The 24,530-nt window shown below is 39.7% G+C and carries 19 protein-coding genes and 1 tRNA gene; 4 read left to right on the forward strand and 16 right to left on the reverse strand.

Annotated features, from left to right (window positions below; genetic code table 11):
• Positions 1-582: 582 nt before the first annotated feature.
• The 7 genes from BM386_RS04785 to BM386_RS04815 form a co-directional block, all read right to left on the reverse strand.
• Complete coding sequence (locus BM386_RS04785; RefSeq protein WP_342029137.1) at positions 583-1,602, reverse strand: PorP/SprF family type IX secretion system membrane protein; 1,020 nt, start codon at positions 1,600-1,602, stop codon at positions 583-585.
• Positions 1,602-3,953: a PKD domain-containing protein gene (locus BM386_RS04790; protein WP_091691963.1), complete on the reverse strand. Its 2,352-nt coding sequence runs from the start codon at positions 3,951-3,953 to the stop codon at positions 1,602-1,604. Before BM386_RS04790 ends, BM386_RS04785 begins: the two co-directional genes overlap by 1 nt.
• Before the next feature lie 97 nt (positions 3,954-4,050).
• Positions 4,051-5,322 (reverse strand): adenylosuccinate synthase, encoded by a 1,272-nt coding sequence (locus BM386_RS04795; RefSeq protein ID WP_091691964.1) that lies wholly within the window; start codon positions 5,320-5,322, stop codon positions 4,051-4,053.
• Positions 5,323-5,409: 87 nt separating this feature from the next.
• On the reverse strand, positions 5,410-6,552 hold the full coding sequence (locus BM386_RS04800) for a DUF4221 family protein (protein ID WP_091691965.1): 1,143 nt from the start codon (positions 6,550-6,552) through the stop codon (positions 5,410-5,412).
• A complete protein-coding gene (locus BM386_RS04805; RefSeq protein ID WP_091691966.1) occupies positions 6,530-6,871 on the reverse strand; it encodes an STAS domain-containing protein in 342 nt (113 codons plus the stop codon). The genes BM386_RS04800 and BM386_RS04805 overlap by 23 nt, the downstream gene beginning before the upstream one ends.
• A complete protein-coding gene (locus BM386_RS04810; RefSeq protein WP_091691967.1) occupies positions 6,868-7,341 on the reverse strand; it encodes a Fur family transcriptional regulator in 474 nt (157 codons plus the stop codon). The genes BM386_RS04805 and BM386_RS04810 overlap by 4 nt, the downstream gene beginning before the upstream one ends.
• A gap of 54 nt (positions 7,342-7,395) precedes the next feature.
• Positions 7,396-9,612, reverse strand: a complete 2,217-nt coding sequence (locus BM386_RS04815; RefSeq protein ID WP_091691968.1) for a RelA/SpoT family protein — start codon at positions 9,610-9,612, stop codon at positions 7,396-7,398.
• A 155-nt stretch (positions 9,613-9,767) separates the two neighbouring features.
• Between BM386_RS04815 and BM386_RS04820 the strand changes: the two genes are divergently transcribed.
• The 4 genes from BM386_RS04820 (at position 9,768) to clpX (ending at position 13,243) form a co-directional block, all read left to right on the forward strand.
• Positions 9,768-9,849 (forward strand) — tRNA-Leu (locus BM386_RS04820).
• Between the two features lie 92 nt (positions 9,850-9,941).
• The gene (gene tig / locus BM386_RS04825; protein WP_091691969.1) at positions 9,942-11,267 is read left to right on the forward strand and encodes a trigger factor; all 1,326 of its coding nucleotides are present in this window, start codon (positions 9,942-9,944) and stop codon (positions 11,265-11,267) included.
• Between the two features lie 75 nt (positions 11,268-11,342).
• Positions 11,343-12,017, forward strand: a complete 675-nt coding sequence (locus BM386_RS04830; protein WP_091691970.1) for a ClpP family protease — start codon at positions 11,343-11,345, stop codon at positions 12,015-12,017.
• Positions 12,017-13,243 carry an ATP-dependent Clp protease ATP-binding subunit ClpX gene (clpX, locus tag BM386_RS04835; RefSeq protein ID WP_091691971.1) on the forward strand — a complete coding sequence of 409 codons (1,227 nt, stop codon included), beginning with the start codon at positions 12,017-12,019 and terminating at the stop codon, positions 13,241-13,243. The genes BM386_RS04830 and clpX overlap by 1 nt, the downstream gene beginning before the upstream one ends.
• A 30-nt stretch (positions 13,244-13,273) precedes the next feature.
• Here clpX and lpxB read toward each other — a convergent pair whose 3' ends face one another.
• The 9 genes from lpxB to BM386_RS04880 all read right to left on the reverse strand — a co-directional run bounded on the left by lpxB (position 13,274) and on the right by BM386_RS04880 (position 24,448).
• Positions 13,274-14,395, reverse strand: a complete 1,122-nt coding sequence (lpxB, locus tag BM386_RS04840) for a lipid-A-disaccharide synthase (RefSeq protein WP_091691972.1) — start codon at positions 14,393-14,395, stop codon at positions 13,274-13,276.
• A 71-nt stretch (positions 14,396-14,466) separates the two neighbouring features.
• Positions 14,467-14,853 (reverse strand): four helix bundle protein, encoded by a 387-nt coding sequence (locus BM386_RS04845; RefSeq protein WP_091691973.1) that lies wholly within the window; start codon positions 14,851-14,853, stop codon positions 14,467-14,469.
• A 65-nt stretch (positions 14,854-14,918) separates the two neighbouring features.
• The gene (locus tag BM386_RS04850; protein ID WP_091691974.1) at positions 14,919-15,338 is read right to left on the reverse strand and encodes a 6-pyruvoyl trahydropterin synthase family protein; all 420 of its coding nucleotides are present in this window, start codon (positions 15,336-15,338) and stop codon (positions 14,919-14,921) included.
• A 92-nt stretch (positions 15,339-15,430) separates the two neighbouring features.
• Positions 15,431-16,078, reverse strand: a complete 648-nt coding sequence (locus BM386_RS04855) for a hypothetical protein (protein ID WP_091691975.1) — start codon at positions 16,076-16,078, stop codon at positions 15,431-15,433.
• An 82-nt stretch (positions 16,079-16,160) separates the two neighbouring features.
• Positions 16,161-16,673, reverse strand: coding sequence for a DUF4843 domain-containing protein (locus BM386_RS04860; protein WP_091691976.1), 513 nt, complete (start codon positions 16,671-16,673; stop codon positions 16,161-16,163).
• A 9-nt stretch (positions 16,674-16,682) separates the two neighbouring features.
• A complete protein-coding gene (locus BM386_RS04865; protein WP_091691977.1) occupies positions 16,683-18,197 on the reverse strand; it encodes a RagB/SusD family nutrient uptake outer membrane protein in 1,515 nt (504 codons plus the stop codon).
• A gap of 14 nt (positions 18,198-18,211) precedes the next feature.
• Positions 18,212-21,241: a SusC/RagA family TonB-linked outer membrane protein gene (locus tag BM386_RS04870; RefSeq protein WP_091691978.1), complete on the reverse strand. Its 3,030-nt coding sequence runs from the start codon at positions 21,239-21,241 to the stop codon at positions 18,212-18,214.
• A gap of 653 nt (positions 21,242-21,894) precedes the next feature.
• A complete protein-coding gene (locus BM386_RS04875; RefSeq protein WP_091691979.1) occupies positions 21,895-23,817 on the reverse strand; it encodes an OmpA family protein in 1,923 nt (640 codons plus the stop codon).
• A 4-nt stretch (positions 23,818-23,821) separates the two neighbouring features.
• Positions 23,822-24,448, reverse strand: a complete 627-nt coding sequence (locus BM386_RS04880) for a 7-carboxy-7-deazaguanine synthase QueE (protein ID WP_091692831.1) — start codon at positions 24,446-24,448, stop codon at positions 23,822-23,824.
• Positions 24,449-24,530: the final 82 nt, after the last annotated feature.

Genomic DNA, 24,530 nt, shown 5'->3' on the forward strand with positions numbered 1-24,530 from the left:
AACGTCTCCCTGTCTGTTCTCAGGTTACTATTTTTTTCGTCTTACATCACTTCAAAGAACTTAGTACCACGCATTTGTGGTTCTGGTCAGATGCCTCAATCTTTCGATTTCCGCTCCGTTTTTTCCCCTTCCTTGCTGAAGGGAGTGCAAAGGTAAGAGCTTATTTTTAAACCGCAATAACCTTTGTGAAATTTATTTTGAAAGTTTTCAAAGGCTAATCCCTCGATGCTTTAACCCCTCTCTTCAGATGGGTGCGCAAAGGTAAGAACTCTCTTTTGACTTCCTAGCCCCGCAGCTAAATTAATTTCCTATTCTTTTTTCAAACCTTTTTAGAGCCGATCTCCGCTCCTGCCCTGACACCGTCTGCGTCGTTTGGGAGTGCAAATATCTACCTTTTTTATTTAAGGGCAAGAGCAGACTGGAAGAAAATTGTGGAATTACATCTAACTCGTTGATTACAAAAGAAAAAGATTTTAGAGGGTCAATTTACCTGTCCCATCTTCAAAATTTAACTGGTCTTAAAGATAAATTCAGAAGTACCATTAGATGTTAAAACAATTTATTTTGTAAAGAGAATTTGAATTAATACCTAAAGGTCGGCAGCTCAGGATAATACTTTTTGCTAGGGTCTTTTAAAGAAAAAACATACCTAACCGAAATCTCATGAGCTCCGCCCGAAACTCGCTGACCTAACTTGGAAATAGAAAAATCATAGCTATACCCAAAATCCAAGCCTGAATCAAATTCAACTCCAATAAGTCCAATCAATGACTCACTATTAGGCAGATTATACTTAGTAGGAAGTCCCCTATACCAAAAGCCAAGGATCAAAGGCTCGAAATAAAACTCTGCTCCTATGTCAAGTTGATCGAATACACCTTGAGATTTGTAATTAAATGCTAGAGCTAGCGACCTTTCTTGATCCGTATTATTGAAATAATCATTAATATTCCCAGGAGCCAAATTAAACCTAACTCCTCCGTGAAAAGAATACTTGACCGGAAGCCTGTTTGAATTCACTTCCAAATAGCTGATCTGAGGCTCCAAAAGATGAAAAGCAGAAAAACCAAACCAAAACTTTTCCTCATAATATAAAAGACCTGCATTCATGTCTGCAGCCCGCAACCGACTGTCACCAGTAAACCCGTTGCCTGGTTCACCCACAATCACTCCCTTATCTATGTCTATCTGAGTACCCAAAATCACTTGATCAAAAAGCACATCCCGTGATAGGAAACTCACTTGGGTTCCAACATGTAGGAACCGCTTTTCTCCCAACCTTAGTCTATAACTATAAACCAGACCTATTTCAGAAGTCGTGCTTTGAGTAAAGGACTCCCTTGCCCCTGATACAACGACTCCTATTCCCGAGTTATACTTTTTAGAGAAAAAATCTGCATAAGCTGTGTATGCTATGAAGCTTTGATCCAATGCAGGCCACTGATTACGGAAATTAACCCCCACTCTCGTTAACTCGGTACTTCCAGCCAAAGCAGGATTCAGATAGAAGGGGTTTGCATAAAACTGAGAATACTGAACATCTTGGCCATGTACTTTGACAACAAGAAAAAATAGAATAACTATAAGGTGAAATCTAGGCATCATCGGATTAATTTGAATTTACCAGACTTAGTTACCTTTTCTCCATCGGTAGCTACAGCATCATACCTATACACGTATATCCCCGCATCCAGCAGCTTTCCCTCTAATTTACCGTCCCAACCCGGAGTCATAAAATCATCAGTTTGGAAAATGAGATCTCCCCAGGTGTTAAAAATCGATAGCTCACCTGAAATCAAACCTTTAGATTTTGGAAGAAAAAATTGATTGGAACTAGCGAGCGGAGTGAATCCTGTTGGAAACATTAATCTGTAACTTCGAATAATAGAAACTCTTTTAGTCAGAGATGCCTCACAGCCCCACATGTTAGTGACGGTAAGTGTAACATCAAATTCACCTTTTTTACCATAAATGTGAGTTGGATTTTTCTCAGTAGAAACTGATCCATCTCCAAAATCCCAGCTCCAGCTTTGAGCACCATTTGGAGATAAGTCTCTAAATTGAAATTCATCATCAGGAAAAAACCCACCATCTTCTTCACCTTTCACGCCTGTGCCTCTTATTTCAAAGTCGAAATTAGCGATAAGCTCTTCCTCAAGAATAACAACTTGCAAAGACTCAGGAGATGAGTAGCAAGCTAAATCCGCATGCTTAATCTGCAATTGATATTCTCCCGAGATTGAAACTTCCTTCATTTCATCATTCAAATAGGTTTGGCCTCCGTTGGAAAGTTTATAATCATAGGTAAATGGGTCATAATTTGAAATACTGTTTGTCACATCCACTGGCTCCCCAGGAATACAACCAACAACTGGTGATTCGAAATCAAAATCAGGGAATTCCGGAAAACTCACTGAAATCACATTGGAAATAGCAGGACAATTTTTCCTGTTAAAAGCCTTCACCAAAAATTCTCCCTGCGATCTTGCCGTGTATTGACTTGAAGTAGCTCCTTCTATTAGTTGATCATCTTTGTACCATTCATAGCGCTCATAGATCTCTCCGCCTCTAGAGGTAAAGGTCACTGATTCTCCTCCGCATAATCTAACTTCTTCTACGATCTCAAGATTATCATCTTCAAAAATGCTTATCGGCTCCGGAGATTCTTGAATTTTTAAGGTCATTGCATTTCCCGAGGAGCTTTTCCCATACGTATCAGTTATGGTGTAATAAACAGTGACATTTTGATCAGTAAAGCCTTCATTTGGAAAAAATGTGAAGTCGCCGCCATTGGTCCCGGCTTTGAACGTTCCTTCGGGAATTTCCAAAACCCTGTTTTCTTCCCTACATTTTCCTTGGGCACAGATATCTTCTGTCTCTGCGTCTATTTCGTCAAGCGAGCTATAAAACTGCAGACACCGAATTTCGCTATTTTCATTTGGAAGAATGACTTCTTCATCCGTGATGAAATATGTATTCTCTTGTCCTTCGCAGGAAGCAAAATCTGTGAAATCGACACCTGAAGGATTTTCCAGACCAGCATCATTGGACACTTCTACGATTAGATTTCTGATTTCATGAATGTTTGTTTCACCACCCGTAGATGCTGCGAAGCCAATTTTCAGGAATTCCGGTGCATCAAAATTAAATGCATTTCCCGGGAAAATAGTTATCAAACGAGGCTCTCCCGTCTGGGTGGTAACCTCCATTTCCAGTTTAAATAAATACCCCTCTCCACTGGGATGCGGCTGCAAATCAAGATAAACCTTCCTGTAGCCAATCTGATTGGGATCTGTCACTCTACTCGTACCTTGGCCTCCAGAACTTAATGGAAACCTAAAGTCCACATCCAAAGCCAAAACCTCCTGTCCCGGCAGTGGGGTATCCGTTATTTTCCCAATGACAAAATCATATCCATTCACCCCGCTTCCTCCCTTCCGTAAAGAAATAGCGTTTGGAAAAAGACCTGGACTCCCTCCTAAAAAGCCACCAACTTTTCCTTCGGACGAATTACCGAAATTCCCAAAACTATCAAATCCCAACCCCAAATATCCACCTGTCATTCCTGCCTGCCCATTGCGTTGCGCGTACCCAAAAGAGCCTCCAAAACCCCCAGGTCTAAAATTCTGAACAACTGCATCGAACAGAAACACTGTCAATCCGTCCGCTCCTGTTCCACCATACATGAAGTATTCGAAAGAAGCTTTGATGCCATATGCAGGCGAAAAAGGAATGTCTATATAAACGTATCCATTTTGCTCTTGCTGAGCATCTGTCAGTCGCAACACACCATCCTGAAGTCTAGCGCTTCCACCAAATACTGTTGAAGCTCCTAAAGACTCTTGATCAGCAAACGTCTCACAATACGGAAAACCTACTTGCGCCATAGTATCCGTACTGAAAAAAAGGCAGAAAAATGCAGAAGCTAAAAGTAAAATCCTCAAGTCTTTCATTGGTTAATAATGGGAAAGCCAAAATACACTTTAAACAACAAACAATAAAAAAGCCCTGAATTATTAATCCAGGGCTTAGCATTTTGTTGTGTAAATTTTAACGCATGATTGTCTGCGTTCGATCAGGTCCTACAGAAACCAATTTGATCGGAACATTCAACTCTGTCTCCAAGTATTCTACGTAATCTTTCAATTCAGCAGGAAATTCCTCATAAGAATGGATATTCTCTAAAGAGCAATTCCATCCTTTCATGGTTTTATAAACCGGAGAAACCTCTTGCTCTGTGATCTCAAAACTCAGTTTGTCAATTCTTTCTCCAGAAGGCAGTTCGTAATGTGTGCAGACCTTGATTTGCTCAAAGATATTCAACACATCACCTTTCATCATGAATAATTGCGTAACGCCGTTGATCATGATGGAATAACGAAGTGCTGGTAAGTCTAGCCAACCGCATCTTCGTGGGCGGCCAGTGGTACTACCGAATTCATTTCCTTCTTTTCTCATGTCTTCACCATCCTGATCGAATAGCTCAGTAGGAAAAGGACCACTACCAACTCTGGTGCAATACGCTTTGAAAATTCCGAAAACCTCACCGATTTTAGAAGGAGCAACGCCCAATCCTGTACAAGCTCCGGCAGTCATTGTGCTACTACTAGTCACAAATGGATAGCTTCCAAAATCCACATCCAATAGTGAACCTTGCGCGCCTTCAGCAAGAATCCTTTTATTAGAATCCAAGGCCTCATTTACCACGTATTCGCTGTCAATTAGATTCAGAGTTTTGAAAAACTCAATTGCAGCGAAAAATTGCTCTTCCATTCCCGGCAATTCATCCAGTGTATGACTGTAGAATGAAAGGGTAGTTTTATGCTTTGCAACTAATGCCTCATATTTGTCTTTGAAATCAGGGCTTAGAATATCACCTACACGCAGTGCAGTTCTACCTATTTTATCCTGATAGGTTGGCCCGATACCTTTCAATGTTGAACCTATTTTCTTATCCCCTTTGGATTTCTCCGAAGCGGCATCTAGCAGCTTATGAGTAGGAATGATTATCGTAGCTTTCTTAGAGATCACTAGATTTTTCATGTAATCAATGGAAAATTTACCTAAACCATCGATTTCTCTTTTTAGGACAATTGGATCCAGAACGACCCCATTCCCTATTATATTCAGTATTTGTGAGCGAAATATTCCTGAAGGAATCTGATGTAAAACGTGCTTTATTCCGTCAAATTCCAATGTATGTCCAGCATTAGGACCACCTTGAAAACGGGCTACAATTTCATACTTAGGCGCTAATACGTCCACTATTTTTCCTTTTCCTTCATCTCCCCACTGGAGACCTAGAAGTACATCCATCTTCATTTGATGTGCGGTCTTATCTGTTACACTTGACTTTTTGAAGCGTGAAATTTGCGATAAGCCCAAAGAAAACCAAGGGAAAGAGCGTAATTATTTCTCTTCGTTCAGATTAACATCGTAATAATACATGACATCCTCATCTGGCTGATCTTTGGCTCTGAACATCAAACCATAATTGGTATTTATGAAAGTGGTAGATAAATCCTGATTAATTTCTGACAAATTTAGCTCTCCTACCTTTTTGAAATTTGAATCAAACACTTCCAAAAAAAGCGATGCATCCTTCTTTCCTTCCCCTTTAACCGCTCTAACATAAACATTGAGATCTTCAATGAAACTAATCGATCCGAATCTAACTTGATTGCGCCAAGCTTCTTGCCATTCCCACAATAACTCTCCAGAATCAACTTCGCCTTTATAGTTTTCGGGTCTTCTTTTTTGAGATGGAAAAAACTTGGATTCGAAAGTATAGGTATGGTGTAAACCTGAATTTAAATCATAAATTAAAACATCACTAAAACTAGGGTAGCTCACCACTAGTTTATTCCCAAAAACGCTCAGTTGCGGTTCATCTCCCCCTCCCATTGTCAAGCCTTTCCACTTAACATTAAACCTAGTATTATAATAACGAGAGGAGTCTAAGGCCACAGGCAAATTAAACATGGAATCTTGATCTACACTATATCCAATTACCTTGATTCGGTTCTCATAATCATAGATAAAATATCCAATATTATCATTTCTATCCAAACCGGTGAATTCCCGAGATCCTCCAGAAATAGCTAAGGCAGGGTATTCCAAATCTCCAAAAACCCCATATTCTTGTAAAAACTTACTAGACACCTCCTTGGTTTGAACCTTCTGTCTGAAAAATTGCTGGCTATTAATGAAAATATTAAATTTTCGTGTACTAAAATAGGTAAATACTGTACCCACCCCAGAAGGCCCCTCAATTTCCATAATATCACCGTCCTGAGACCAAGCTGAATCAGCAGAAATATAAATGCTGTCCAATGAATGGGCAATTCTATTATAAATAGTTCCCTTGGTTTTAGAGGAATCAAGAAAAACCATATGATTCCCGTCAGTAGTAAGGCCTCCATCCCCTATAAAAAACTCTTTGCGGTCAGAAACCTCCAGTACATAGCCCTGTTCCGAGATTGGCTTCTCAGAACAGGAAAAAGAAATAATTAATAGACAATAAAAGGAACTATATCTTCTTTTTAAACTCATCAATTGAATCAAAAACTGTAAAAATATTATTCAGCTTGGTGATTATCAACAATTTCTTCACATGCTCAGATGGAGCAGTCAGATATACTTCGCCGTCCTTGTTGCGCATTTTAGTGAGCATGGTGATCAGAAGACCGATACCACTTGAACTAATATACCTCACCTCACTAAGGTCAACCACAAACTTTTTCACACCTTCTTCAACAGCATCTGAAACAACTTCAACGAGCTTAGGACCAACTTCATCTCCTATCAAATCTCCCTGAATGAAAAGGTAATTTGCAAGCTCATCTTTGCTTGTATTATACGTTAGTTTCATAGTGTTTCTTCTTTTCTATTTTCACAATTCTCCTTATGGCAACTGCCATACAATATTAAGGAGTGGTGTAGAACTTTGAAGTTCAATATTTCACCAACTGTATTTTGAATATTTTGTATCCTAGGGTCGCAAAATTCCAGTACCTGATTGCAATCTGTGCAAATCAGGTGGTCGTGCTGCTTGAAACCGTAGGATTTTTCGAATTGGGCGAGATTTTTCCCAAACTGATGCTTGGTCACCAAATCACACTCCACCAGGAGGTCAAGGGTATTGTAAACAGTGGCTCGACTTACTCGATAGTTCTTATTTTTCATACTGATGTACAGCGACTCTACATCAAAATGTCCTGACCGGGAGTAAATCTCTTCTAAGATGGCATAGCGCTCCGGAGTTTTCCGTAGCTTCTTTGTTTCAAGATAGGCTGTAAATATCTTTTTTACCTCTTCAAAATGAGTAGTATTCAAAGGCATTAGCTGGGTATTTTTTCAAATATAACTTTTGTAAGTAAGAAATGATTCAATGTATCAATCAAACCTTGAAACCTTTAGTATTCCATCGACTTCCACAAGATTTTCAATCAGCTTATCAAGATGCTCGGTACTATGCACATAAAGTTTGATTGTACCTTCAAAAATCCCTGAATCAGAATCCACGGTAATCGACCTCATATTCACTTTCAATTCGTTGGAAATCACTTTGGTGACATCATTTATCAACCCTACTCTATCGGTACCAAGGATTCTTAACCCAGCCAGAAAAGCAATTTCCTTTTGGCTTGTCCATCTTGCTTTGATCACCCTATTGCCATGATTGGAAAGCAACTCCAGCGCATTAGGGCAGGAAGTTCGGTGTATTTTGATTCCTTCATTCACAGTCACAAATCCAAATACATCATCTCCAGGGATAGGATTGCAGCATTTAGCCAAAATATAATCCACTACATCCATATCCTCTCCAATCAAGAGCTGATCGTGGTCTGGACCTTTCAGGCTTTTTATCTCTTTGGTAAACGAAGACTCGTCTCTGACTTTCTCCTGACTCGATTTATTTTGAAGCTTTTGGGTAGCCTTAAATTCCTTGAATGACTTAATCGACGTGGGATCAATAGCTCCAATCCCAACTCTATAATAAAATTCATTCGCCGTTTTCAATTCAAAAAACGCACGAAGTTTATCAACAGATTCGGAATTGAACTCCATCTTCATCTGCTTCATCTTGCGCTGCACGATCTCCCGTCCATCCAGAATAGCAGATTTTTTATCCTCACGTAGTGCATCTTTGATTTTAGCTTTTGCCCGGGTAGTTACTACATTGTTAAGCCAATCTTCGGTAGGCTTTTGCTTATTAGACGTGAGAATTTCTACCTGATCCCCATTTTTTAATTTATGTGAAATAGGCACCAGGCGCTGATTGACTTTTGCTCCAATGCACTTAGCCCCTACTTCTGTATGGATTTCAAAAGCAAAATCTAAAGCAGTTGAGCCAAAAGGCAACACCTTCAAATCACCTTTTGGAGTAAAGACAAATACTTCATCATGAAAAAGATTTCCCCGGAAATCATCCATAAATTCGATCGCATTCCCATCATTGGATTCGAGCAAGCCACGTACCTGAGTGATCCAATCGTCAAGTCCTGATGGTCCCTTTGAGTTTTCCCTGTCTTTATATTTCCAATGAGCAGCATATCCACGCTCAGCTATTTCGTCCATCCGTTCGGTACGAATCTGTACTTCCACCCATTGGCCAGTGCCACTCATCACAGTGGTATGTAGCGATTCGTAGCCATTCGAGCGCGGTGTACTGATCCAATCCCGAAGTCTATCTGGGTTTGGTCTATAAAAATCTGTCACAATAGAATACACTTGCCAGCAATCCGCCTTTTCACTTTCCAAATCACTATTCAGAATAATACGAATTGCGAAGAGGTCATAAACCTCCTCAAAAGGAATCCCCTGCTTCTTCATCTTATTATAGATGGAAAAAACCGATTTAGGACGTCCTTTGATTGTAAAATCCAATCCCGTTCTTTTCAGTTCTTCCTCTATCGGCAGGATAAAACTCCTGATAAATTTGTTTCGATAGGATTTTGACTCATTGATTTTGAAAACAATATCCTTATAAGTGGCGGTGTCTGTATATTTCAAATACAGATCCTCCAATTCAGATTTAATGGTGTAAAGTCCTAATCTATGCGCCAATGGAGCATAGAGGTACATCGTCTCAGACGCAATCTTCAGCTGTTTGTGTCTTGGCATGCTAGCCAGCGTCCTCATATTATTGAGTCGGTCAGCTAGTTTAATCAGGATTACACGCACGTCATCAGAAAGCGTGAGGAGCATTTTCCGGAAATTCTCCGCTTGTTGGGAGCTTCCAGATTCAAAGACTCCAGCAATCTTCGTAAGACCATCTATGATCGTCATGACCTTGTAGCCAAACTCCCGCTCTATATCCTCAAGCTCCCACTCTGTATCCTCAACCACGTCATGAAGCAAAGCTGCGACGATGGAGGTAGTACCTAAACCGATTTCTTCTACACAAACTAATGCAACCTCAAGTGGATGGTAGATATAAGGCTCTCCAGACTTGCGACGCATATCTTTGTGCGCCTCCAGCGACACATTAAATGCTCTTTTTATCAATTTTGCATCCCCAGGCTTAAGGATGGGTTTTGCCTGTCTCAATAGCTTGCGGTAGCGCTTGAGTATTTCTTTTCTTTCTTCTTCTATGTCCACTTCAATCATACAGGAGGAATTTAATACAAAAATGGGCAGAGACTCATCTTGTATCAAATGATAAATATTTTTTTTTGAATGCTATTGCATTTTATTTAATAGTACCTACATTTGCATCCACAATTGGATTTGGAATCAATATTCATATCTGATTTGTACGTATTGCGGATGTGGCGAAATTGGTAGACGCACTAGACTTAGGATCTAGCGCCGCGAGGCATGGGGGTTCGAGTCCCTCTATCCGCACTAAATACCGAACCCTCAATCACTCAACTGTCTTCAAAAGCAGGGAAGGGATTGGGGGTTTTTAGTTAATCTTCATTATTAAATTTTGAGCTTTGGAAATCACACAAGACAAGCATTCAGCAAATCAAGCTTTAATTAAAATTAAATTAAACGAAGCAGATTACCAACCTAAGGTTGACGCAAAACTTAAGGACTTTGCCAAAAAATCTAACATCAAAGGATTCAGACCTGGTAAGGCTCCTATCTCTATGGTGAAGAGCATGTATGGTACCTCTGTACTCGTAGAGGAAATCAACTCTATCCTTAGCGAATCACTGAATACTTACTTGAAAGAGCAAACTTTCAAAATCCTAGGGGATCCACTTCCTCAAAATCAGGATGCCACTATAGACTGGAAAAACCAGAAAGATTTTGAATTTGATTATAAAATCGGATTCGTCGAAACTGTAGATCTAACCCTGGACTCTAAAATCAAAGCAACAAAATACTCCATCAAAGTAGATGACAAGTTGATCAACGAAACACTTGACAATCTTAAGTCTCAGTATGGTAATAGCACTAATCCGGAGGTAAGTGAAGAAGGTGACCGTATCTACGGAGACTTGAAGGCTACTGAAGGTGAGTTTGAGAAAACTGTTTCTTTGGATTTGACTAAAATCACTAAGAAGCTTGCAGGCAAATTCATCGGCGTAAGCAAAGAATCTGTCGTAGAATTCGAAGCGAAAGATGTGAAAAAAGGTCAGTGGGAAGAAGCTTTCGGACTAAGCGCAGAAGAGTCTGCTGATCTAGAAGGAGCTTTCACTTTGACTGTTAAAAACATCAACAGAACTGAGACTGCTGAAATGAACCAGGAGTTTTTCGACAAGATATTCGGTCCTGATCAAGTTTCTTCTGAAGAGGGATTTATCACTAAAGTACGCGAGACGCTTCAGGCTAATTACGACAAGGAGTCTAAGGTATTCACTGAGGAGGAATTGAAGAAAGTATTGACAGATGCTGCTAAAGTAGATCTGCCTGAGACTTTCTTGAAAGAGTGGTTGATGATTGCAAACGAAGGCAAAGTGACAGCTGAGGATATCGAGAAGGAATTTCCTATCTATGCTAAGCAATTAACTTGGTCTTTGATCTCTAACGAGATTGCTACCAAAAATGAAATCAAAGCTGAGCACGAAGAAGTGATCGAGAAAACCAAGCAGATGGTTCGCGAGCAATTCGCAGCCTCAGGTCTTGGATCACAGATGGAGGACAGCATGGATATGTTCGTTGACAACTACCTGAAAGGTGAAGAGGGTCAGAACTATATGAATATGCTTACCTCAATTCAAAACGAAAAAGTACTTGCTTTCGCTCTTGACAAAATCAGCGTGAAAGAAAAGGATATTACTATCGATGAGTTCAAGGAACTTTTAGATAAGTAATTCGCTTAAATCATCATAAAAAAGCTCTTATTAAAGGGCTTTTTTTATTTTTGCTTACCACAACAAACTCGAAAGATGATTAACAAAGAAGAATTCCGTAAATACGCCATCCACAACCAAGGCGTGAGTGGTACTGCGTTTGACCAGTACACGCAACATATTGAAAACATGACTCGCTCTGTAATCGAAGAGCGACCTCAGAATTTCAGAGAAATTGACGTATTCTCTAGATTGATCATGGACCGTATCATTTTCCTGGGAACAGGGGTAGATGATCATATTGCGAATATTATTGTAGCACAACTCCTTTTCCTAGAATCAGTGGATTCTAAGAAAGATGTTTTACTTTATGTCAATAGCCCAGGAGGATCTGTGACTGCCGGTCTTGGAATATATGACACGATGCAGTTTATCAGCCCAGATGTTGCGACCATTTGTACCGGTATCGCAGCTTCTATGGGAGCAGTGTTACTTGCAGGAGGTGCCGCAGGAAAAAGATCTGCACTAAAGCATTCCAGAGTGATGATTCACCAGCCCTCTGGTGGAATGCAGGGAAAATCCACAGATATGGAGATTTCCTTGAAGCTTATCCTTTCCATGCGTGAAGAATTGTATGGAATTCTTTCTGAGCATACTGGAAAAACCCCAGAACAGATCGAAAAGGATTCAGAAAGAGATTATTGGATGAAAGCGCCAGAAGCAAAAGCTTACGGCCTTATCGATGAAGTACTAGTTAAAAAACCAAAATAATGGCTCAAGTTACCTGCTCCTTTTGCGGTAGAAATAAGAAAGATGTAGATCTAATGGTGTCGGGCATTTCTGCTCACATTTGCAATTTCTGCATCGATCAAGCACACATGATACTTGGCGAAGAAGACAAAGCCAAGAAACCAGGTGATGCAAAACCTAAAATCAAACTCAAGAAACCGAAAGAACTCACAGCATACCTAGATCAATACGTTATTGGTCAGGAAGATGCGAAGAAAGTTTTGACGGTGGCTGTGTACAACCACTATAAGCGGCTTTTCCAAAAAGACGAAAATGATGAGGTAAAGATTGAAAAATCTAACATCATCATGGTGGGTGATACGGGAACAGGTAAAACCTATTTAGCCAAAACTTTGGCAAAAACGCTAGAAGTACCTTTCTGTATTGCTGATGCAACTGTTTTGACAGAAGCTGGATATGTAGGGGAAGATGTGGAAAGTATCTTGACTAGATTGCTCCAAGCTGCGGATTATAATGTAGAAGCTGCAGAGCGAGGAATCGTGTATATAGATGAGTTGGATAAAATCGCAAGAAAATCAGATAATCCATCCATTACCAGAGATGTAAGTGGAGAAGGTGTGCAGCAGGCAATGTTGAAGCTTCTAGAAGGCACTGTGGTAAACGTACCACCTCAAGGCGGGCGTAAGCATCCTGATCAGAAAATGATCGCTGTAAATACCGAGAATATTCTCTTTATCTGTGGCGGAGCATTTGACGGTATCTCAAGACATATCGGCAAGAGATTGAATACACAACCAATGGGATTCAGTAAAGCTGCGGCAGATGCAGTTGCAGATCGGGAAAACCTTTTGCAATATGTGACAGCTCAGGATTTAAAAGCTTTTGGTTTAATCCCAGAACTAATTGGCCGTCTACCAGTTTTAACTCACTTAGATCCATTACATGCTGATGCATTGAAAAGAATTCTTACTGAGCCTAAAAATGCTTTGGTGAAGCAATATGCCAAGCTGCTCAACTATGAAGGAGTGAAAGTTACTTTCGAAGAAAGTGGCGTTGATTTCATCGTAGAAAAAGCAGTAGAATTCAATCTGGGAGCTAGAGGATTAAGATCAATCTGCGAAGCGATCATCACCGATGCGATGTACGATATTCCATCAGATGATTCCATCAAAGAATTGATCATCGATGCTAAATACGCTCATGAAAAATTTGATAAGTCGAAGTTCAAAAGACTTCAAGTAGCCTAATATCAAGCCCTGCTTCATCCGAGGCAGGGTTTATTTTTTGTCCAAACCCTCTAGTATGAGTGAAGCGGTATTATCGGAAGCACTCCCCTCTCCGATTTGCTCTTTGATCAAATCATAACCTTGAAGCATTTGCCCCCGGTAAACCTGATTGCCTAAGATCTGTTGAAGTTCAGACTTCAGATTTGGGATAGAAAAATCATTCTGAATTAATTCCTTCACCACTTCTTTGTCAGCAATCAAGTTCACCAAAGAAATATAAGGCACGCGGATTAGATTCTTTGCTATCGCATAAGAAACTGAACTTGTACGGTACACAACAATCTGAGGAACTCGAAACAAAGCAGTCTCTAAAGTGGCTGTACCAGATGTAACCACCGCTGCAATAGCATGTGAAAGCAAGTCATAGGTCTGATCGTAGATTACCCGAATCCCAGCATCCACACCTCGCTGATAAATCTCAGTACCAAGATCTTTCACTCCAGCAATGACAAACTGAGCATTTGGAAATTCCTTCACCAAAGCCACCATTCTATCTAGCATCACATTGATCTCTTGCCTTCTACTTCCTGGAAGCAAGGCAATAATTGGTTGATAACTGAGTTCATTTTTCTGGAAGAAAAACTCATGGGCTTGAAACTTTGGGATTTCATCCAATAAAGGGTTCCCCACATAATGAACCTTCATGTCATACTTCTCAAAAAATCTAGGTTCAAAAGGAAGAATAGCGTAAATGTGATCAGTAAATGCTTTTAGCTTCAAAGCACGTTTTTGATTCCATGCCCATACTTTTGGAGGAATGTAATAATGAACCGGGATATTATTCTCTTTGGCGAAAGCGGCAATTTTCATATTAAAACCGCCATAATCTACCAGAATAATTGCGTCTGGTTTATAGGCCAAAATATCTTTCTTAACAATACTGAGGTATTTCAATACTTTTCGAAATCCCAAAACCACCTCCAAAAACCCCATCAATGCAATTTCAGCGTAATCAACAGCCAAGTCAACTCCAGCTTCTTTGGAATAACTCCCCCCCATTCCTCTGATGTCTAAATCCGGTTTTTTTGACAAGAGTGACCTTACTAAGTTAGAAGCATGTAGATCACCTGAACGCTCGCCGGAGATGATGTAGAGTTTGTGAGGGGAAGTCAAGTCTAGTATTTGTAAGTGGTAAACTGTAAGTGGTTAGTTTTGTAAAATCAGAAGAACACGATTGATGAAATTTACTTTTTAGCAATTGTACAGAATAAAGGTGCTTTCGACATCATAGCATTCAACTTTTGATTTATGATCTCACATGTTTTAACAATTAAATCTCTTTCTTGAGTACTAACTAACTCGCAGTCCAAAGCGACTTCGATCCAATGTTGGGTTTCATATTGCTCTGCATCTGAGTCTGTAAGCTTAGCAATAAAATGATTGATATATCTTCGCTTGGCCCAGCTTTCAGCAATTTGCGCCCCGACGGATCTTGATGATCTTCTTATCTGATCAGTTAGAGAATACTTTTCCTCTTTCGGAAAATTATTCGAAATCGAATACACATCCTTTGCTAATTGCCTTGAAAGCTTATAAACATCTAGCTCATAATAAAAATTAACGTATGCCATAATACCAATTGTTTAAAAATAATCCACAACAAATACTACTTACAACTCACTACTTACTGAAAATCTCACTCTCCGAAATACTCCACAAAATTCCTAGGAGTCTCGTAAAGCGTAAGTTTATGCAGCCCCCCCTGTGATGTAATTTCATTCACAGCTGGCTCAAGAATCTTCCAGAACTCCATAATCAGATTTTCACAACTGGCCAGTTTCCCTTGCATAAAATCAACATCCACGTTCAGATTTTTGTGATCAACTTTCTCAATGACCAAGTTTCGGATGATGGCACTTAGCTTCTTTAGATCCACCACAAAGCCTGTTTCAGGGTCAGGGAGTCCTTTTACCATTACTATCAACTCAAAGTTATGCCCATGCCAATTGACATTGGCACAAGGTCCAAATACTTCTACATTCTTCTCGTCAGACCAGTTGGGATTCCAAAGCTTGTGAGCTGCGTTGAAGTGTTCTTTTCTACAAACGTAAATCATTACCTTTTCAAATTGGGTGCAAATTTAGTGAAAAGATCGAGTAAACAGAACCACTTGACTATATCATCTGAATAGAGCTTGTTATGAAAAGTCTAGGGTAAGGTTTGAATAAAATAAATAGCATCATCTTCTTTCTTTAGATTTAGCTTTTCTTTTTTAATCAACTCTGCAGCTTCATCTTGCTTTTCTTCAGGCAGGGATGCAATTAAGGATTTATTATTCTTGACTTCAGAACAATCGTCATTACTGCAAAGAAATACAGTCATGCTTTGAATAAATGCCTTCCCCATGACGGAACCATAGGATGAGGCATTTGAATCTTGTCCAATTGCACTTGTATAAACTTTAATTAGTGTCATCCCATTATTTTCAGCCAGTCGCTCATAGAACAAGTTGGCATTAGCAGGTCGATAAAGCCCTTTTTCAAACACTTTCTGCTTACCATCAATAGTAATTTTAAAATTTTGAACCTGCCTTTCTTCTAGCGTAAAGACATCAAACCCCTCTTTGTATTCCAATTCATTCGTGTAGCTATTGTATCGGATCAAACCTCCAAATACAGATCCATTAGCAAGTAAAACTTCACCTGCTACAAAATCAGTGAAATATGGATTGCCTGAAACGTCAGGGTTATTAGCTGTTAAAGGGGTCCCATTTGCTATATTTTGAAGATTAGTCAACTGACAAACGCCATAATGGGACACAAGCAGAGTAAGTAGGATTAAAGAGAGCTTTTTCATTCGTTGGTTATAGTTTTTATTTTCAATGGTAATCAAAAAAGGAGGGACTTCCGCCCCTCCTTTAAATTATTTCAAACTAATTCTAGTTTTGAGAAATGCTGATACCTAGCTGCTTGAAATTTTCGCTTGGTAACACATCAGACCCATTACCTTCCAGTTGCAAAACTAGCGTTACTGGAGTAGCATCTGTGTCATTTGGAAGAGTCTGAACTTCAAGTTCACCGTAGCTTGAATTTGCTGGGATTACCAAAGTACCAGGAGTAGAATAATGAACCCCTTCTACAGCAGTAGTCTCACCAGATACTACAGAGTAATTGATAGTAACATCACTAGTACGATGAGCACTAACAAAATTCACTCGAAATCTAACTGTCCCTGAACTCTCGCTGATAACTGGATTAGACGATGTTACAGGAAAACCATAATTAGGTACCCGAGTCAACAAAGGAAATACCTTTCCTGGAGACGGAGAATTAAGAACTGTAGCATCAAACTCAACCACAGACCCATCAAATGTTTCGTAGGCTAGCTCCTGCTCTATACAAGAGGAAAATGCTAAGGCTACGAGTATTACGACATATTTTAATGATTTCATATCTTATAATTAATAACCTTCATTTTGAACAAGATTCGGATTCCCATCGATTTCTCTTTGAGGGAGTGGCGCAAGAATTCTGATATCAGTAAAAGCTACGTCACCTTGAGGCTTGATGATATCTCTTCCTAAACGCTTCAAATCAAAATATCTTTGACCTTCAAATGCCAATTCTATTTTACGCTGAAGTAATATTTCTTCACGAATTTCATCTGCGTCTGAACTTACAAACGCATCTAAACCTCTTGCTGCTCTAAATGTATTCAGGTCAGCAAGTGCAGCGTCTAGATTCAGTGCAGCACCAGCATAAGTCTGTGCTTCAGCTCTATTAAGAAGTACTTCAGACTTTCTGAGCACTGGAGCATTGTCCACATAAGGAACACCAGACTTACCCATATATTTAGTCACTTCTAATTTAGGTCCACTTCCTCTACCATTTCCTACAGCATAAAGTTCCGCTCTAATGTCAGCACCTCTAGTAACTGTATAAGCTCTAGGGTCAGAACCTGATCCCGATGCTGATACGCCGATTTGCTCAAGTAAAAGTGCATTTGGAACAAAGTCACCCCATCCACCTTGGCTTTGAGGATTTCCCAAATCAATAATAGAAGTTGTAGATGATTGTAAAGATTCGTTTACTCCACCGACTCCTTCAGTTGCGTTGAAGAACCTAACCTCGAACATTGACTCTGGATTCGACTCAGATCTCCAACCAGCTACGTATGCATTACCAGATAGAATTACTCCTGAATTGCTTGCTAAAGCTTGTGTAGCAGCAGAAACTGCAGTCGCATAATCCTTTCTGTACAATGCAACTCTAGAAAGTAGGCCATAAGCAGCTCCTTGAGAAGCATAGTATGGATTAGAAGAGTTGGAAAGTAGAGAAATTGCATCGTTCAAATCTGCATAGATTTGTGAATAAACAGCATCAATAGTTTCACGAGCTGGTAGTCTGGTAAGCGCTAACTCAGTGGAAATAACACCTTCCAACACTACAGGAATACCACCTTTGTTTAGCTGATCTACTACAGCACCCGGCATATATGCATACACCTTAACCAAGTCAAAGTAATAAAGCGCCCGAAGAAACTTCATCTGACCATTCCAGGAATTAGCTTCATCCTCAGAAACCGGAGGTGTTTCTACAAGGTTTGGAATAGCTTCCAGAATCAAATTGATTTCGTTAATAGCGTAATAGCTATTCTGCCAGTTGTTTATGTGAGTATTGAACTGGTTACGCGCCTGGTTAATCTGACGTCCAGAATTACCAGTAGCTACACCTAAGTCTGCCAATGCATCTGCATCAACTATTAATGCTCTACCATAATTATCAGCAGAACGAAGTCTTGCATAAACAGAGTTAATAGCAGCAGTAATACCACCACGAGTCTCAAGTGCGATGCCTGCATCGATAGATTGACGTGGATCTATTTCCAAAGCGCTTTCACAGCCACTCCCGAAGAGAGTGACGCCAACAATCCCTAGTGTAAGGAGATTTTTGAGTGATTTATTAAATATTTTCATTTTAATGTTTTTAATTAAAATCCTACTTGAAGACCAAGAGTAATATTTCTTGTTTGAGGAATGATACCTGTAGCAGAGCCCAAGAATTCTGGATCATATCCAGGATAACCATCAGCATAAGTCCAAAGGTTGACTCCAGTAGCATAAATTCTCGCTCTAGTCAAGCCGATTTTGCTCAATAAAGCAGGCTGAAGATTGTACGCCAAGGAAACTTGCTTCAATCGGATGTAGTCAGCATTGAATAGGGAAGCACCTCCAGTATTCATTCCAGATGATCTTGGCTCTGTACCTCCTGAATAAACTCTAGGCTGGTAAGTAATTTGACCTGGCTCAGTCCATCTTGCATCGTAAGTTTGCTGAAGTGCATTCAACGTCAATCTTGAAGCATTTTCTCTCATGAATCCAACCTGACCGTCAGGGATTAATCTTCCATATTCATATTGGAAGAATACTGTCAGTTCCAATCCTTTGTATGAGAATGTATTATTCATACCTCCGTACCAAGAAGGAAGTGAGTTTCCTAGGATTTTTCGATCTGCAGCTTGCACTTGATATTTTAAGTTACCATCTATATCATACCACATCGGACGACCAGTAGCAGGGTTAACTCCAGCATATTCATAAGAGAAATATGAGCCTAAAGATTCACCTACCCGGATAGCAGGATCAGAAGGAAGCTCTGTTAATCCATCATATAAGGAGGTTAATTCGTTTTCTATATAAGTAATGTTGAAATCTGTATTCCATCTAAATCCACTAGGGGTATTGACGTTTACTGTACTAATTTCAAATTCCACACCTCTGTTTTCTAAGCTACCGACATTTCTGGTAACTGAGCCAAAACCATTAGTCCAAAGGATTGGCTGAGGGAATAATAAGTCGGTAGATTCTCTGTTAAAGACATCAATAGCACCGCTAACTCTGTTTCCGAACAACCCATAATCTAGACCAATATTGAAGGTTCTGTTCTTTTCCCAAGATAGCTCAGGGTTAGCAAGGCCTACAGGTCTAATACCACCAGACCCATTATAAGTACCTACGCCTTGATAAAGACCTCTTGAATCGAAGTTTCCAATTTGGTCATTTCCAGTGATACCATAGGATACTCTAAGTTTCAATTCCGAAATCGTTGAGCTTGACTTCAAGAAATCTTCTTCTTTTAGGTACCAACCCGCTCTTATTGAAGGGAAAAAACCGTAAAGATTGTCTGCTCCAAATCTAGATGAACCATCATATCGACCTGTTAGGGTAACTAGATATTTTTTATTGTAATCGTAATTAACCTGAAGGAATGTTCCCAATCTCTTAAATCCAGTCCAAAAAGAGGTGATATCCTCTGGAATCGCTGCAGATTGTACAGTTCTAAATTGGAAAGTAGGAAATCCTGTCGCTGATCCTGAGATACCTTGGTTTGTCTCCTGACGAAACTCGATACCGTAAATACCAGACACATTATGAACAGAGTTAAAGGTTTTGTTATAGCTCAAGGTCTGCGTGGTAATGAAGTTAACATTCCAGTTAGATTGAATAGAACCTCTACCTTGAACACCCCTTCCATCTGGAGTTCTTGGATCAGTGTAATCTTCTCCTTGAACTAATCTGTAATCAAGACCAAATAGGGATCTGAACGTCAGATTGTCTAGAATTTTATAATTAGCTGCAATGTTACCTACAAACTGATTCGTGCGCTGCTGACCTGAATTATAGCTATTTACAGCAATTACGTTTTGATTTAGAATACCGCTGATACTTTCGTTGAATGAGCCATCTTCGTTGTAGATTGGGTTTTGCGGAAGAACTGTCGCTGCCGAGAAGGCAGGGTTACCCAAAAATGCTCCATCTGTTGCAAATGGTGTGTTTTGGCTGAAAGTACTCAAATTCAAATTAGTCTCAAATCGTAATTTACTATTAGCTTGAGTAGCTAATTTGACAGCAAATGTTCCTCTTTGGAAATTAACAGGGCTAACAGTAGCTTCTTGCTGATTGTATGATCCAGAAAGGAAATAAGTAGTTCGGTCATCACCTCCAGACATGGATAGCTCATAATTTCTGATCTGCCCTGTTATAAGTGCTTCTCTCTGCCAATCGTAAAAATCAAAATCAGCTGCGATTTGATCCAATTCATCTCTTGTAAGTGATTGCCAGTTACTAGGAAGTTCACCCATGCTATTAAGTGCATTAGCCTCTGGAAGCCCGTTACCTGCATTGGTATAAGCTTCTTTACGTAATTGATACACTTCTGTACCGTCAGTTACATCAAGATATTTTAACGGTTCGGTCGTACCCGCATACACGTTAAAAGTAAACTGTGCTTTTCCCGACTTACCTTTTTTGGTAGTGATGATAACTACACCATTGGCAGCCTGCGCTCCGTAAATAGAAGCAGAAGCAGCATCTTTCAAGATTTCCATGGACTCGATGTCATTTGGATTCAAGAAGGCTAGCGGATTGGATTGGGTAAAGTCTGCATCATTTCGGCTGTTCAATTGAACACCATCTACAATGTAAAGTGGTTCATTTCCAGCATTTACAGAACCTACACCTCTAATTCTGATGTTTACAGCTCCACCAGGAAGTCCATTTGCGGAAGAAACTTGAACACCCGCAGCTCTACCTTGCATTGCTCTGTCAAATGACTGCAAAGGCAAGTTCTCGATAAGCTCTCCTTTGATTTGAGACACTGCACCAGTGACCTCTCTTTTAGATTGAGTTCCGTAGCCGGTCACCACTACCTCACTTAGTAGTTTAGCGTCTGGCTCCAACATAATTGTGAAATCGGATTGATTGCCAATAGTTATTTCCTGCGAAAGGAAACCAACAAAACTAGCGACCAATACTCCTCCACTTTGTGGAACACTTAATGAAAATTTACCATCAAGGTCCGTTGCCGTACCATTGGTGGTTCCTTTTACGATTACTGTTGCTCCTGGCACTCCAAGGTTATCCTCCGTAGAAATAACCGTACCAGTAACCACGCGGTCTTGTGCAAAAGCTATTGCACTGCATAAAAACCACATGAGTCCTAGAAGTAAAACTTTCCTCATATTTGATTGATTAAGGTTTATATTATGTCCAATGATATTCTTATTGACGCAATATCGCAACACAGTAAGTTACATTTTTAACCTGCAGCCAGTAAATTATAATAATGGAAAATCCTTATTTCATCGTTTTTACAGAATTATAATTGGAAAAAACTCAGCTATTGATCCATTAATAAATTTATGTTTTGTTATTTGAATGTTAACAAAAGTTAATTTTTTACTAAAATCAGCTCATATGGAGGCTAATTACATAAGCTATTCTAGCAAGTAATTTAAATTTCAGAATATGCCCCTTATACAGAATTTTAGCAATCACAATAGAAAAATACATTACTATTATTGCTCAAAATAACATTTTAATGAAATTATAATCTGATCAAACATAGAGAAAAAGTTCAAAAACCTTTACGCATAGTTTAAAGATTTAAAAAATAGTCGAACATATTGGGATTTTATGTTAACGGGATATTAATATTTGGACAACCGGCTTTTTGACTCCCAAGAATTATTAGTAAAACGGCAAGTACCTAACATAAACACTAAGAGCACTTTGCCAGTCCGAAATCATAAATCATAGACATTCTAACCAAATGATTCCAAAGACTATGTTGACATCATTTGAGACAAGCGCAACTTAAAAAAATCCATTTTTTTTACAAGATCTTGATTGTAATCCTGCGATTCAATGCTTGATTACTAGGACTGTCATTCTTAACCATCGGCTCTTTGTCACCCTTTCCTTCTACCAAAACCCGACCTTCATGGAAGCCCTGATCCATAAGATACCGCTGCACGCTCTGCGCACGTCGTAAACTAAGATTCTGATTGTAACTTGCGCTACCCACATTATCAGTATGCCCTGTGATCAGAATATTCACATTTGGGTTTTCTCCTAAAAATTTCACAAGCCTTTTCAAGGATGAAATTGACTCGCTTTTCAGCTCATATTCATCAAACTCAAAAAATACATTTTCAAAAACAAACTCCTCTCCCGCAGCAACAGGGACTAATTCCACCTTTAAATCCTTTACGTTTTTAATATTGTCGCGTTCTACATTGAAAATTTTTGGCAAATACCCTTTTTTCTCCACATAAAGCCCTGATATAGCTTTATCTGGATAGATCATGGTAAATGTACCCGTTTTTCCATCTGAGTTGAACCGGTATAAAGTACTGTCATTAGTCAGAGAAACAAGCGATAAAGTAGCGTCAATTGGCTCTCCCGTCTTTGAATTAAAAACCTTGCCTTCAGTCACTGTCAGGTTTTCCCCCAGTGGTATTTCTTCGGGGAATTTGAATCGATATAGCAAAGAGCGGTCATGCTCTTTCTCGGATGTAGTTAGTTCGGTGAAATAGGCATAATCCTTTTGCGCAGTGATAAACAAAGCCACTTGATCCAATTGGTCATTGATTGGCCAACCAAGATTTTCTGGTTTTGTAAATTCTCCATCGAGCACCTTGGAAAGCTGAATGTCCATTCCCCCAAACCCCGGGTGACCATTCGAAGAGAAAAACAGGATCTCGTTATTAAAAAACATAAACGGCGAAATTTCATCCTTCGGCGTGTTTACTACATCTCCTAGGTTTTTTGCTTCAGACCAAGTCGCATCATTTTGCATGACACTAAACCAAATGTCATTTCCCCCAAATCCACCTTTTCTGTTGGAAGAAAAGAATAGGACTCTACCATCAGCTGAAAGTGAAGGTTGGGAATCCCAGGATCTAGAATTGACATTTTTCCCCATATTCCTTGGACGCTGCCACATTCCATTTACCTTATAAGCTATATACAAGTCGCAACTTCCCTCGGAATCAGGGGCATCACAGGAAGTAAAAATCAATATATTCCCATCAGCAGTCACAGAGCATGTCCCTTCGTTATAAATAGAGTTAATGTTTTGAGCGATACTTTGTGGCTTGGACCAATTTCCTTCTGGAGAAACAAAAGACATAAAAATATCCTCCTTGTCATTATTTCCGGTTCCATCCCGCTTTGTAAATAAAATCTGTTCCCCATCAGCAGTTAATACTGGGAAATATTGAAGCTGAAATTCATTAAGTGGAGCCGGGAGCTTTTCCTTTTCTATAGATTGAAAGTTCCCTACTTGCGAAGCCAAAAACTCCATTTGATCTTGAGTCTCTACATACGAGATCGACTTTTTGAAATTTTCATCCAACAAGGGGTCTATCGTTTCAAATTCATCTACCGCCTCGTGAAATTTACCTTGCTTCAAAAAAATATGAGTCATCACCCAGCCCAAATCCGCCTTATGCTTTACTGTAGCATTTTTCCCCGATAGTCGAGACTTTCCTGCGCTTATTGTTTTCTCAGCTTCTTCGAGTTTACCCTGCGTAATCTGCAGCTGAGCCAATTTTACATAAGCTTCCATGAAGGAGGCTTCGCGATTAATTGCGTCTTGATATTTACCTATAGCCGCATCATACTGCCGGGAAATAGTGAGTTCTTCACCCTCCTTATACATCTTTATTGCCCTGCCATCAATGATCGAATAACTTTGCGCATTCGCGAAAGAAACGATCAAAAAAAGAAGAATTCCGACTAGAACAGGGCGCATGGACTTAGGGTATGTCCATAAATTTATGAGTTTGAAGCGAAATTTTCCATTTTGGGCGATTTTTTGCAAAATCAATGATCACCGGAATAAACTTTTCGGCCTTGCTCCACTCAGGTTGGAGACGTTGTTCGCAGTTAGAATTTACCAGCTCCGCATGCTCTTCTGCAAAAGCAAAATCACTTTGATGAAAGACCACCACTTTCAGTTCGTCTGCCTGCTGATAAATGGAAGGATGCGGTTTTTTGAATTTCTTGGGAGAAAAGCAAACCCAGTCAAAATCACCCGAAAATGGGTGAGCTCCTGACGTCTCAATATTAGTAGTAAATCCTTTGGATTTCAAAAGTGCCGTCAGAGGCCCCAAGTCATACATCAAAGGCTCTCCTCCAGTAATGACCACCAATCGACCCGGAAAAGCCAATGCATCTTCCACAATCTTTTCTATGGCTAAAACCGGCCACTTGCCAGAGTCCCAAGATTCCTTGACATCACACCAGACACACCCCACGTCACAGCCTCCAAGCCGGATAAAATAAGCGGGATACCCGGTAAATCTTCCTTCTCCTTGTATCGTGTAAAAAGCCTCCATCAACGGAAGCTCCAATCCTTTCGCTACTAACTCCTTCGTATTCATATTCAGCTGAATTTTTGATAAAGCGGGCAATTGAACCGCTGGGTGAATTATGCCGCAAAGGTAAGGGTTTGGATTGGAAAAT

The sequence above is a fragment of the Algoriphagus locisalis genome (genome assembly GCF_900116615.1).
Classification (GTDB): Bacteria; Bacteroidota; Bacteroidia; order Cytophagales; family Cyclobacteriaceae; genus Algoriphagus; species Algoriphagus locisalis.